This is a genomic window from Listeria kieliensis (assembly GCF_003369925.1).
GTDB classification, from domain to species: domain Bacteria; phylum Bacillota; class Bacilli; order Lactobacillales; family Listeriaceae; genus Listeria; species Listeria kieliensis_A.
Window position 1 is genome coordinate 43,130 of record NZ_LARY01000002.1, and the last position, 12,139, is coordinate 55,268.

Annotated in this window: 11 protein-coding genes; all 11 read right to left on the minus strand. The window is 43.6% G+C overall.

From position 1 onward, the window contains the following. Positions 1 to 2 precede the first annotated feature (2 nt). Positions 3 to 659: a ribulose-phosphate 3-epimerase gene (gene rpe / locus UR08_RS05985; protein ID WP_115753732.1), complete on the minus strand. Its 657-nt coding sequence runs from the start codon at positions 657 to 659 to the stop codon at positions 3 to 5. A gap of 2 nt (positions 660 to 661) precedes the next feature. Further along, entirely contained in the window at positions 662 to 1,603 is a 942-nt protein-coding gene (rsgA, locus tag UR08_RS05990; RefSeq protein WP_115752774.1) for a ribosome small subunit-dependent GTPase A, read from the minus strand. Beyond that, the gene (pknB, locus tag UR08_RS05995) at positions 1,560 to 3,584 is read right to left on the minus strand and encodes a Stk1 family PASTA domain-containing Ser/Thr kinase (RefSeq protein WP_115752775.1); all 2,025 of its coding nucleotides are present in this window, start codon (positions 3,582 to 3,584) and stop codon (positions 1,560 to 1,562) included. The genes rsgA and pknB overlap by 44 nt, the downstream gene beginning before the upstream one ends. Next, on the minus strand, positions 3,581 to 4,339 hold the full coding sequence (locus UR08_RS06000) for a Stp1/IreP family PP2C-type Ser/Thr phosphatase (protein WP_115752776.1): 759 nt from the start codon (positions 4,337 to 4,339) through the stop codon (positions 3,581 to 3,583). The genes pknB and UR08_RS06000 overlap by 4 nt, the downstream gene beginning before the upstream one ends. A gap of 21 nt (positions 4,340 to 4,360) precedes the next feature. Continuing rightward, positions 4,361 to 5,686 (minus strand): 16S rRNA (cytosine(967)-C(5))-methyltransferase RsmB, encoded by a 1,326-nt coding sequence (gene rsmB / locus UR08_RS06005; RefSeq protein WP_115752777.1) that lies wholly within the window; start codon positions 5,684 to 5,686, stop codon positions 4,361 to 4,363. Continuing rightward, positions 5,687 to 6,628, minus strand: coding sequence for a methionyl-tRNA formyltransferase (gene fmt / locus UR08_RS06010; RefSeq protein WP_115752778.1), 942 nt, complete (start codon positions 6,626 to 6,628; stop codon positions 5,687 to 5,689). Between the two features lie 9 nt (positions 6,629 to 6,637). Further along, complete coding sequence (gene priA / locus UR08_RS06015; RefSeq protein ID WP_115752779.1) at positions 6,638 to 9,031, minus strand: primosomal protein N'; 2,394 nt, start codon at positions 9,029 to 9,031, stop codon at positions 6,638 to 6,640. Further along, positions 9,032 to 10,234 (minus strand): bifunctional phosphopantothenoylcysteine decarboxylase/phosphopantothenate--cysteine ligase CoaBC, encoded by a 1,203-nt coding sequence (gene coaBC, locus UR08_RS06020; RefSeq protein ID WP_115752780.1) that lies wholly within the window; start codon positions 10,232 to 10,234, stop codon positions 9,032 to 9,034. Positions 10,235 to 10,362: 128 nt separating this feature from the next. Next, on the minus strand, positions 10,363 to 10,566 hold the full coding sequence (gene rpoZ, locus UR08_RS06025; protein WP_115753733.1) for a DNA-directed RNA polymerase subunit omega: 204 nt from the start codon (positions 10,564 to 10,566) through the stop codon (positions 10,363 to 10,365). A gap of 4 nt (positions 10,567 to 10,570) precedes the next feature. After that, positions 10,571 to 11,185, minus strand: coding sequence for a guanylate kinase (gene gmk / locus UR08_RS06030; RefSeq protein ID WP_115752781.1), 615 nt, complete (start codon positions 11,183 to 11,185; stop codon positions 10,571 to 10,573). 24 nt (positions 11,186 to 11,209) lie between these two features. Further along, positions 11,210 to 12,085 (minus strand): YicC/YloC family endoribonuclease, encoded by an 876-nt coding sequence (locus UR08_RS06035; RefSeq protein ID WP_115752782.1) that lies wholly within the window; start codon positions 12,083 to 12,085, stop codon positions 11,210 to 11,212. Between the last annotated feature and the right edge of the window lie 54 nt (positions 12,086 to 12,139).

The following is a 12,139-nucleotide window of genomic DNA, read 5'->3' on the forward strand; positions in this document are numbered from 1 at the left end:
CCTTAATCACCAACAACTTGGCGCAATTTTTCTACCGGAATCGAGCGGTCGGCATTTCCATAAATGTAGCTTCCCGCAACGAAAATATTCGCACCAGCATCTAGGCATAGCTTAGCTGTTTCCTCATTCACGCCGCCGTCTACTTCAATATCAATGTCATAACCGCGTTCTGTGATATATGCTTTAAAAGCGGCAATTTTATTCAAAACTTCTGGTATAAAGCTTTGACCGCCAAACCCGGGATTGACTGTCATAAAGAGCACCATGTCAAGTTCATCTAACACGTGGAAAAGCGTATCAATTGGTGTGGCTGGGTTAAGGACCGCTGAGGCTTTCACATCGAAAGAGCGAATGTGCTGCAAAGTGCGGTGAAGGTGCGTACAAGTTTCAACATGAACGGAAATCACATCGGCTCCCGCTTTCGCAAATTGTGGAATATACGCATCTGGATTTTCAATCATCAAATGCACATCAAGCGGCAGTTTCGTCCGCGGGCGTATCGCTTTCACTACATCTGGACCAAAAGTCAAATTTGGAACAAAATGACCATCCATCACGTCCACATGTAAATAATCAGCTCCAAGATTTTCTACTTCTTTAATGTCGCGTTCTAAATTAGCAAAGTCAGCGCTCAAAATTGAAGGTGCAATTTTTCCCATTTTCAATACCTCGGCTTTCTGTTTTTTAATTCCGTCAAAATTTGCAAATAATCGTCGTAGCGAAAATGTGCAATTTCCTTTTCCGCAACTGCCGTTTTCACGGCGCAGGCAGGTTCATTTTCATGCAGACAACCTCGAAACTTACAGCCGCTTCGCCTATCTTCAATCTCTGGAAAGCAAAACTGCAGGTTCTCGGGTAACAAATCGTCGTAATCGATCGAACTAAATCCGGGCGTATCTGCAATGAATCCCTCGCCAATCGGCAAAAGTTCCACGTGCCGCGTCGTATGTCTACCGCGTCCAAGCGCATTTGAAATTTCGGCCGTTGAAAGCGTTAATTCAGGATTCAGTTGATTGAGCAAAGTCGATTTTCCAACACCAGACTGGCCAGCAATAACCGCAACTCGCCCATTTACAAGCTCAAGCAAAGCGTCTTGATCCACTTCTTGATTCGTCAAAAAGACTTCATAACCGACAGCTTCATAAACTTCTTTTGCTTGCTGAGCTGCTGTTTGCTCGTTTTCTGAGGCGATATCCATCTTGCTAATACAAATAACAGGCGTAATATCTTCTTTTTCAATCGCAACTAGAAACCGGTCGGCTAAGTTTGTCGAAAAAGTCGGTTCCGTAGCGGAAAAAACCAAAATGGCAATGTCGATATTCGCTATTTGTGGCCGGACGAGTTCGTTTTCACGCGGCAAGATTTCCAAAATATAGCCATCCGTTGTGTTATCCGCTTGAAATACCACATCATCCCCGACAAGCGGCGTCAACTTTCGCTTTCGAAAATTCCCTCGCGCTCTCGTTTGATAAGTCTTGCCATCGCTATATACATAATAAAATCCACTCAGCGCCTTAATAATTTGACCTTCCAGTACGAAAACCTCCTTTTTGAGCCGATCAGCCCGGATAAGCAACCGTTTCTTCACTAACGACAGAACCATTGTTTAACACTTTATAGCTCGCACTTGAACCTTCTTCGATTTCAAAAGAAATGCTAACTGTTTCATTTTTCGTGATGTCCATTTCCCTGTAAGGAGAAGACATGCTGTGATTTTTGTCTTCGATGTAGATCACAATATGTTCTGATTCAGGCGAAGCGGATTCTTCTTCATCCGAATCACTATCTGAATTGCCTTCGTTCCCGCGGTAAGGAATCTGCAAAGTCTTGGTCACTTTTTTGACTTGTTTTTCCTTTGGTCCCTTCGAAAGTATCACGTTAACAGTCGCCCCACTATTTACGCTAGAACCCGCAGTAGGACTTTGAGAAATGACTTGCCCTTTTTCTACAGAGTCCGAATATTCCTCTGTTGATTTGATTGTGATTCCATTCGATGAAGCATAGTCGTCCAGTGCTCGCTGATTATAGCCACGTAAATCTTTTAGCGTAATCGGTGGAGCTCCTTTACTGACAGTGAATTTCACACTCGTTTCCTTCGCGATCACTTCCGTCCCAGCGGATGGGTCTTGTGAAATGATCTTGCCAGCTTCTACAGAACTGCTGTATTCCTCGTTCTTACTAATTGATTTAAAACCTTGTTCTTCAAGCGTTTCTTTCGTTTCTTCATAACTTTCGTCTCGATAATCTTCCATCGAGATTTTTTTCGATCCAATACTAATATAAAGCGTAACTTTAGTTCCCTTGGCTTTTTCTTCGCCCGCTTTCGGATCAGAACTAATCACGCGACCTTCCTTCACAGAATCACTATTTCGTTCCACCGTTCGCCCGATTGAAAAACCATCTTTTTGTAAAATCGACAAAGCTTCCGCTTCCGTTTTCCCGACCACATTTGGCATCGTTAAATCATCCGGCTCGCGTCCCAGTGCCCAAAGCGTCGTAATTAGCCCCGCAAATAGCAAAATAATCACCAAAATGATCCAAAAAGCTTTTTTCTTCTTGCTTTTTTTCTTTTTACTTTGCTTTGGATCTTCCTTTTCCGCCAAAGCTTTCTCATCAGACACAATTTGTTCCGCTTGTTTTTCCGCGTTTTCTGGAACAAGCGTTTCATCCAAATTCCCCGCCATCATCTTCGAAGGGATAATTGGGACAGTCTTCGTATCTCCATCATCCGCCTTCAAAATATATTTAGGCTCATTCAGTCGACTAGGATCCAAACAAGTCCGCAAATCCGCTTCCATTTCTTCAGCTGATTGATAGCGAGCAAATGGATCTTTCGCTGTCGCTCTAATGATAATATTTTCAAGACTTTGCGGGATATCCGGATTTGTCTGCCGAACAGAAGGAATCTGCGCTTGCAAGTGCTTGATTGCAATCGAAACGGCCGATTCCCCGTCGTATGGAACCTCGCCGCTCAAGAGCTCATACATCACAATCCCCAGTGAATAGACATCCGATTTTTGCGTCGCCATCCCACCTCGCGCTTGCTCTGGCGATAAATAATGTACCGATCCAAGCAGCGAATTAGTCTGCGTAATTGACGTTTCTGAAAGTGCCATTGCGATACCAAAATCGGTAATTTTCACAACGCCCTTTTGATCAATCAAAATGTTCTGCGGCTTGATATCCCGGTGAATAATGTGATGTTCATGTGCGGCAGAAACTGCCGATACAATTTGTCGCATAATATCAACCGCTTTTTCAAACGAAATCGGATGGTTTTCTTGAATATAGCGTTTTAAATCCATGCCATCCACATATTCCATGACGATATAATGCAAATCATTTTCATCGCCAACATCATAGATGCTAACAATGTTAGGGTGGTCTAAGCTCGTCGCTGATTGCGCTTCACGTTGGAACCTTCGAATCAAGTTGCTTTCATCAGTTAAATCAATTCGTAAAATTTTAACCGCAACATCTCGATTCAAAATCATATCATGCGCCAGAAAAACATTTGCCATCCCGCCGCCGCCAATCGGACTTAAAATCTTATAGCGTCCATTCAAACGTTTACCGATCATCATCTCTTCGCTTCTCCCCCCTCTTTAAGATTTCTTGTTAGGAGAAGAACTGTAATGTTATCTTTGCCCCCGTTAGCATTTGCCTTTGCAATAAAAGCATCTGCCTTTTCACTAAGCGTACGTTCACTCAAAAGCACTTGTTCCATCTCTGCTTCTGCAATCATATTGCTAAGTCCATCCGAACAAAGCAGGAGAATATCACTCGCTTCAAATGGAACCGCAAACGTATCGGTTTCAACGTTTCCTTCAACACCGAGCGCACGCAATAAAATATTTTTACGCGGATGGTTTTCTGCATCTTCTTTTGAAATCTCACCTTTTCTTAGAAGCTCATTAACAAGCGAATGATCTTCTGTGATTTGCTGCAACTCTTTACGATTCAAAAGATAAGCGCGACTGTCGCCAACATTCGCAATCACAACTTGACTACGCGTAAAAGCAGCGGCAACAAGCGTTGTCCCCATCCCTTTTAAACCAGATTCTTCATGAGCATAAGCTACAATTTCCTGATTGATTTGTTGGATGGTTTCACGAAACCAGTCCTCCACATCAGGCGCATATAGAAATTCCTCCGTTTTTTTCCAAGCTTCACTAAGTAAGCGAACAGCCATTTCAGAGGCCACATCGCCAGCCCGGTGTCCGCCCATTCCATCAGCTACAATCACGATCGGATCGCCCGTCTGATTGTGGAAAACTCCGCCATTATCTTCGTTATGATGTCTGATTTTCCCTTTGTCGGTTCTAAATTCTACGTGCATAATCTGCTTTTCTCTCCATTCTTAAGGACGCCTTTTGAAACTAGAAACGTAAAAACCATCGCTTCCAAAATCAGTTGGTAAAATTTGCAAGTCATCGCCCGTTTTCAAGTGCCTTAATGTTTCTGGTACAGCAACAGAAAGCTGTTCAAACTCTGGATGCTTCTCCAAAAAGGCTGTAACTACCCCACGATTTTCTTCATGGTCAATCGTACAGGTGCTATAAACTAATATACCATTTTCTTTAACCAGTTGGCTAACTTCATCTAAAATAGCCAGTTGAATTTTAGAAAGCCTAACGATGTCTTCTTCTTGCTTGCTATATTTAATATCTGGTTTCCGGCGCAACACGCCAAACCCGGAACACGGTGCATCCACGAGAACGCGATCAAAACTAGCTGTTTCGAACTCTTCGCTCGCTTTTCTAGCATCTAACTCATGTGCGCGAATATTTAAAAGACTGAGCCTGTCCGCTGCTTGTTCAATTAATTTCGTTTTGTGGCGATGAATATCAAGCGCCGTTACCGTTCCTGTGCCGTGCATTTTCTCAGCAATGTGGGTCGTTTTCCCACCAGGTGCCGCACAAGCATCAAGCACATTCAAATCATCCGAAAGTTCAAGCGCATAAGCCACAAGCATTGAACTTTCGTCTTGAATCGTGCACTTACCCGTACGAAAAGCCGCCGTATCCGCAACGCTGCCATGTTTAATTCGAATCGCTTCCGCAATTTCAGGAGAAGCTTCCGCCTCAATTCCTTCTTTTTGAAGCTCCGCAAGAAGAGCCTTACGAGTCGTCTCCGTTTCATTCACCCGCACCGTTTGATGGGGCGGAACAAGAAAAGCGGCCGCAAGCTCCTCCGCTTGCGCGACGCCAAATTGTTCGATCCAGCGTTTTGCTAAAAAGTCAGGCAAACTTCCTTTCACCGCAAGCTTTTTCACAGGATCTTGAATCGCATCAGGATTTCTCACGCCACTTCGAAGTAGGTTCCGCAAAACGCCATTTACGAAATTCGTCACCCCAGCATGCCCTTTTCGTTTCGCAATTTCACCAGCTTCATGCAAAATAGCGTGTTCTGGGATCTTATCAAGGAATTCAAGTTGATAAACCGAAAGCCTTAAAAGCATCTGCACCCAATCTTCCGGTTTTTTCTTGAGCAAAGGTTCTAAAAAATAATCCAACGTAATTTGCCGTTGTAGCGTTCCATACACAAGCTCTGTCAGTAATGCTTTGTCTTCCCGCTTGAGTGGATATTTTTTTAGTGTTTCGTTAATCAACAAATGGCTATAAGAACCTTGTTTTTCAATTTTCAAAAGCAATTCAAGCGCTAGTTCACGCGTCGTTTTTTTCATCTATTCACCAAACCTCGTTTCTTCGGCAATCTGCCTTCCAGCTCCTTGCATGAATGCCGCCGTTTCCATCTTGGGCTTTCCAGCCGGCTGAATCACGTCTGGTGCAAGCACTCCTCCGTCACCGCAAACAATCCCAAATGCAGCTTTTGAAAGAAGAACAAAACTGCCCGGTTCAAGGGTTGCCGTTTGTTCTGAAAGATGCGCCTTCAAAATTTTGAAAGGCTTTCCTTCGAGTGTGGTATACGCAGTTGGAAAAGGAGAAAGTCCGCGTATTTGATTGAAAACATCGCGTGCAGATTTGTTCCAATCAATTTTTTCTTGGTCACGCGTAATATTGCGTGCATAACTGACCTCGGATTCTTGTTGCGGGATAGCCGTGAATTCGCCAGCAAAAAAAGCTGGTAAAGTTTCCATTAGAAGTGTGGCCCCCACTTCAGAAAGCTTTTGGAACATCGAACCGGTATCATCTTGATCCGTGATTGGAACTTTCCGCTGTGCAATCATATCTCCAGCGTCGAGCTGTTCGACCATATACATAATCGTAACGCCCGTTTCTTTTTCCCCGTTCATCACCGCGTAGTGAATCGGTGCACCACCTCTGTAAGCTGGAAGAAGAGAGGCATGAACATTAATTGCGCCGTATTTTTCTGCTTCAAGTAAGCGCTTGGGTAAAATTTGACCGTAAGCCGCAGTAACAAGCAAGTCCGCTTCTAAGCCAATAAGTGTTTCCAGTTCTTCAGATTGACGCAATTTTTCAGGTTGGAAAACAAGAAGTCCTAGTTCCTCTGCTTTTTTCTTCACAGGCGGCGGAGTTAAAACGCGTTTTCGTCCAACTGGCCGGTCGGGCTGCGTGACAACTGCTACCACCTCATATTTATTTGACAGCTGTTCAAGAACGGGAACCGCAAAGTCTGGCGTTCCCATAAAAATGATTCGTTTCATTTTGACCTCCTACATTAAAACATACGGCTGAACATCAATTGAAATCGTGAGTCCTTTAGCCTGTTCTTTTTGATAATGATCGAGCAGCGTTTTTAGTTCTTTTTTTAGTTCAGGTTCTACTTTATATTTAATCATACACTGATAGCGATATTTATTATTGATCCGGCTGATCGTGCTCGGAACTGGTCCAAGTATCAATGATCCACCGCTTAGTTTCGTTTGTAGATAACGACTCATTTCTTGGATCGTTTGAATCGCTTTTCGTTCATTTTGATCGCTCACACTGATCAATGTGAGATAGTAAAAAGGCGGATAAGCCCCGCGTTTTCGCATTCGCATTTCGTGTTGATAAAACCCTAAGTAATCATGTTCTTTTGCAAACTGAATGCTATAGTGTTCAGGTGCATAGCTTTGAACCACGACTTCTCCAGGAAGCTCATGTCTACCAGCTCGTCCACTTACTTGTGTCAACAATTGAAAAGTTCGTTCCGCAGCTCTAAAATCTGGTAAAAATAGCATCGTATCTGCATTTAAGACACCTACTAGTGTGATATTCGGGAAATCAAGCCCCTTTGCAATCATCTGCGTTCCTAGTAAAATATCAGCTTCTTGATTTTTAAAGCGCGTTAACAGCTTTTCATGTGCTCCCTTTGTGCGTGTAGTGTCAACATCCATGCGAATAATTCTTGCTTCTGGAATAAGTTTGGTTAGACTTTCTTCAATTTTTTGTGTCCCTGTTCCGAAATAACGAATGTGTTCACTTCCGCAAGAAGGACAATTTGAAGGAACTTGCTCTTCATGACCACAATAGTGACACTTCATTCGGTTTCCAGCTTGGTGATACGTAAGAGAAATATCACAGTTCGGGCATTCCATCACAAAACCGCAATCCCGGCACATCACAAATGATGCGTATCCGCGCTTATTGAGCAAAAGCACAACTTGTTCTTTTTTCGCGATACGCTCTTTTATTTTCTCAAGCAGATCTACTGAAAACTCTGTCCGATTTTCGCTTCGCAATTCTTCCCGCATGTCGACAACTTCTACTTTAGGTAAAACTTGTTGATTGATGCGTTCTGGCAGTTCAAGTAACGTATAGACGTTTTTCTTCGCACGGGCGAAAGATTCAAGCGAAGGGGTTGCACTCCCAAGCACAACGGGACAACCATAACGCTCCGCCCGCCAAATCGCCACATCACGAGCATGATAGCGCGGATTTTCTTCTTGCTTATAACTCGATTCATGTTCTTCATCAATAATGATGATCCCAATATTTTCAAATGGCGCAAAAATCGCCGAACGCGCGCCAACTGCAACTTTTGCTTCGCCTCGTTCGATTTTACGCCACTCGTCGTATTTTTCGCCGTGGGAAAGCGCACTATGCAAAACAGCGACTTCCTCGCCAAAACGGCTCTTAAATCGCTCGACCATTTGCGGCGTTAGTGAAATCTCTGGAACAAGCACAATCGCTTCTTTTCCACGTTCAAGCACTTGAGCGATGGATTGCAAATAAATTTCAGTCTTTCCACTTCCGGTTACCCCATGTAGCAAAAAGGTTTCAGCACTTTCAGCTTCCAAAATCGCATCCAGTGCTTGTTGCTGAGCTGGCATTAGTGGAAGCGGCTCACTTTGTTCAAACGTTCTCCCCTTATAAGGATCACGAGCCACAATTTGTTCTGTAATTTGAATAAAGCCATCTTTCTCAAGACCCGTAATTGTACTCGCCGAAGCGTTTGTTTTTTCTCGAAGCTCAGCAAGCGGTAAACGCGGATTTTCTTGCTCGGCAAGGAAAAGAAGAACGCGTGCTTTGGCCTTAGCATTTTTGGGAAGACTTGCGATCGCTTCATCAATCTTTGCGACGCTTGCAAGCCGCTCCACTACTTTTGCTTTTTTCTTTACTGCTTTATTTTTTACTTGATAAGCGATTTCGATTTCACCGTCATGTAAGTAACGTTTTAGCGCAGGAAGCAATTCGCTTTGTTCGGCCTTTTTGAAATCGAGTGTCTCTGCCCCTTCAAATAAAGCTTCAAGTTCTCCGTCGCTTTCATCAAGCCGAATAAAATATTTCTCATATTTGGCGCGTAGTGCCGCAGGAAGCATGGCTTGGTAAACCGATACTCGGAAAGACAGCGTTTCAGTAGCGATCCAGTCACCAAGCTCAAGTAGTTCCTGATTGAGCACCGGCAAAATATCCATCGCGGCATCAATCGCCTTTAATTTATCTGTATCAGCTTCCGACTGGATCGCAACAACAAAGCCCTGTACCTTTCGGTTACCGAAAGGTACAGAAACGCGCGTTCCTACTTGAATAATTTCTGAAAGCTCAGCTGGGATCAAGTAGTCGAACGGGCGATCAACTTGTCTAGCCGGAACGTCGACGATGACTTTTGCTACTTGGCTCATCTAAGCACGCCCCAATTTTCTTGCCAATTTTTCCGTGATTTTTTCAGCAACTTCACGTTTTTCTAGTAGGGGCAAAGCTTCCTCGCTTCCGTCTGCTCCGTAAATCGTCACGATATTCGTATCTCCTTCAAAGCCAGCTCCTTCACGTGAGACATCATTCGCCACAATATAATCCGCTTTTTTCGCTTCTAACTTGCGAAGCGCATTTTCTGCTACGTTTTCTGTTTCAGCAGCAAAGCCAATCACCACTTGATCTGCTCGCTTCGTTTGCCCCACTTCGGCCAAAATATCTTTTGTTCGCTTCATTTCAAAGGTTTGATCGCCAGGTGTTTTTTTCATTTTTTGGTCGAATACGTGAGCTGGTGTATAATCTGCAACGGCTGCTGCCATCACAAAAGCATCTTGTTTATCTGCCCGCTCCATTACCGCTTGATACATATCTTCTGCGGAATGAACGGCAACCACTTCAACTTGACTTGGAAGCAGTGGGTCCTTTACAGCCGTCACAACCGTCACATGAGCCCCACGCAGTGCAGCTTGCTCAGCTACTTGAAAGCCCATTTTTCCACTCGAACGATTCGTTAAATAACGCACGGGATCGATTTTTTCGCGAGTTGCGCCAGCGGTCACTAAAATTCGCTTGCCAAATAAACTTTTCTCTTCTTCTTGAAAAAAGTGGTTGATGTGTTGAACGATTTTTTCCGGTTCTTCAAGTCGCCCTCTTCCGACATAGCCACATGCGAGGTAGCCTTCTTCTGGCTCAATAAAGCGCACCCCGTCTCGGTATAAACGCTCGATATTTCGAACGACAGCTGGATGCTTGATCATATGCACGTTCATGGCTGGTGCTACCCAAACAGGAGCTTCCGTTGCAAGAAGGGTTGTTGTCACCATATCATCGGCGATTCCATTCGCCATTTTCCCAATGAGATTTGCGGTCGCTGGGGCAACAATCACAAGATCCGCCCAGTCTGCTAAATCAATATGTGCCACAACGGAAGAATCCTTTTCATCAAAGGTATCCGTATAGACATCATTTTTGGATAGGACTTGAAAAGAAAGCGGCGGAACAAATTCCTGCGCGTGACGGGTCATCATCACTTTGACATTTGCCCCCGCTTGCGTAAGTTTACTCGTTAATGCAACTGCTTTATAAACGGCAATGCCACCAGACACTGCTAGTAAAATATTTTTTCCGTTCATGATTTTCACCTCTACAGCTCAAAAGTTTACTGTTATTATAACATGATTCAGCCAAAGAAAAACGAAACAAAATTCCTTAAAGATAAAGGAAAACTCCACATGCAACATTTACATGCGGAGTTTTGTTTTTATACTTCGTGGTCATCTAAAACCAGTTTGCCAGCATAAATTTCTTCGAGCGCTTTGCCCACATATTTATGTGACTCATAACTTGGTAGGACACCCGGATCATTTGTCGCTTGCATTTCGCGAGCGCGGCTTGCAGAAACCGTTACAAGCGAGTATTTGGAATCAATCTTTAAAAGCAAATTATCAATTGATGGATATAACATCATTTTAAAACCCCTCCAGCATATTTTGGTAACGGTGAAGTACCCGTTCCGTTTTTAAATGTTCCGTTTCAACGATACCTTTAATTTTGCGTACCGCTTCACTCACAACATCATTTACAACAGCATAATCATACGAAGCCATCATTTCAATCTCAGCACGAGCCGTTTCCATGCGCTCATTAATGACTTCAAGTGGTTCCGTTCCCCGACCAATCAAACGGTTCTTAAGTTCCGCAAGGTCAGGTGGCGTAAGAAAGATGAAGATTCCTTCGGGCATACGTTTTTTCACTTGCATGGCGCCTTTAATTTCAATTTCAAGAAAAATATCCACACCACTTGCAAGTTTTTCTTCGACGTAATCAAGCGGCGTGCCGTAATAATTACCGACATATTCCGCATATTCAAGCATGCGCCCTTCTTCGATCGCCACTTCAAATTGTTCGCGGTTTCTAAAGTAATAATCGACGCCTTCTTTTTCCCCTTCACGTGGCTTTCTTGTTGTCATCGAAATCGAATATTCAAATTTTGTCTCCGGATCTTTAAAAATCGCTTCGCGAACCGTGCCTTTTCCGACACCACTCGGACCCGAAAGAACGATCAACAGACCTCTTTCTGCCATGCTTTGTTTCCCTCATTTCTTCATCTATTCCACATTTTGAACTTGTTCGCGGATTTTTTCAAGTGTTGTTTTCATTTCTACAACACATTGCGTGATTGAAAGCGACATCGCCTTTGAGCCCATCGTATTGACTTCTCGGTTCATTTCTTGAATCAAAAAATCAAGTTTTCTCCCAATCGCGCCTTCCTGCGTAAGTATACTATAAAATTGCTTCAAATGGCTAGCAAATCTTTCAATTTCTTCATTGATATCCGCTTTTTCTAACAAAAGAGCAAGCTCACTCAGCACAAGCTTCTCATCGAAATCTGCGCCAACTAATTTGGCTAGCCGATCTTCCAGTTTTTCACGATACGCTTTTTCCGTCTCTGGAATGGCCTCTTTCACTGATTCGAGCAAACGCTCAAGCTTCACCAAATGTTCCTTAAAGTAAAGCGCGAGTTCCGTTCCCTCTTCAGCCCGCATATCATCTAGCCGAGCCACTGCCTTTTCTAGAACTGACGTGATGAGGGCAGGAAGCTCGGGATCAGCTTCGCTCGATTCACTGACCGTTAAAAACGCCGGATCAGCGAGGAGCGCTTCCAAATCCACTTCTTCTTGGATCGCATAGCGTTCCTTAGCTTGCCTCAAAAAACGAACATAATGGTCAAGTAATTCCCAGTCCACGGCAAGGTGCTTTTCAGCCACTTTTGCTCCTTCAAAAGAAAAAAAGCATTCTAGCCTGCCTCGCTTCACTTTTTGCGTAATCACTTTTTTCAGTGAAGCCTCTAAATGATGAAATTGCCTTGGAAGTCTGAAGACCGTTTCTAAATAGCGATGGTTCACTGCTTTTAACTCAATCGTTACTTTGAAATCTTCTGTTTCTTTTGAAGCACGTCCGAATCCTGTCATACTTTTGACCATTTATTTCGCCACCTCAATCCTTTTTCACTCCATTATTATAGCAAAACTACCGCT

Bases quoted from the DNA above. Each gene is read 5' to 3' on its own strand.
- rpe (WP_115753732.1), bottom strand. From the start codon at position 659: ATGGGAAAAATTGCACCTTCAATTTTGAGCGCTGACTTTGCTAATTTA.
- rsgA (WP_115752774.1), bottom strand. From the start codon at position 1,603: ATGGTTCTGTCGTTAGTGAAGAAACGGTTGCTTATCCGGGCTGATCGG.
- pknB (WP_115752775.1), bottom strand. From the start codon at position 3,584: ATGATGATCGGTAAACGTTTGAATGGACGCTATAAGATTTTAAGTCCG.
- UR08_RS06000 (WP_115752776.1), bottom strand. From the start codon at position 4,339: ATGCACGTAGAATTTAGAACCGACAAAGGGAAAATCAGACATCATAAC.
- rsmB (WP_115752777.1), bottom strand. From the start codon at position 5,686: ATGAAAAAAACGACGCGTGAACTAGCGCTTGAATTGCTTTTGAAAATT.
- fmt (WP_115752778.1), bottom strand. From the start codon at position 6,628: ATGAAACGAATCATTTTTATGGGAACGCCAGACTTTGCGGTTCCCGTT.
- priA (WP_115752779.1), bottom strand. From the start codon at position 9,031: ATGAGCCAAGTAGCAAAAGTCATCGTCGACGTTCCGGCTAGACAAGTT.
- coaBC (WP_115752780.1), bottom strand. From the start codon at position 10,234: ATGAACGGAAAAAATATTTTACTAGCAGTGTCTGGTGGCATTGCCGTT.
- rpoZ (WP_115753733.1), bottom strand. From the start codon at position 10,566: ATGTTATATCCATCAATTGATAATTTGCTTTTAAAGATTGATTCCAAA.
- gmk (WP_115752781.1), bottom strand. From the start codon at position 11,185: ATGGCAGAAAGAGGTCTGTTGATCGTTCTTTCGGGTCCGAGTGGTGTC.
- UR08_RS06035 (WP_115752782.1), bottom strand. From the start codon at position 12,085: ATGGTCAAAAGTATGACAGGATTCGGACGTGCTTCAAAAGAAACAGAA.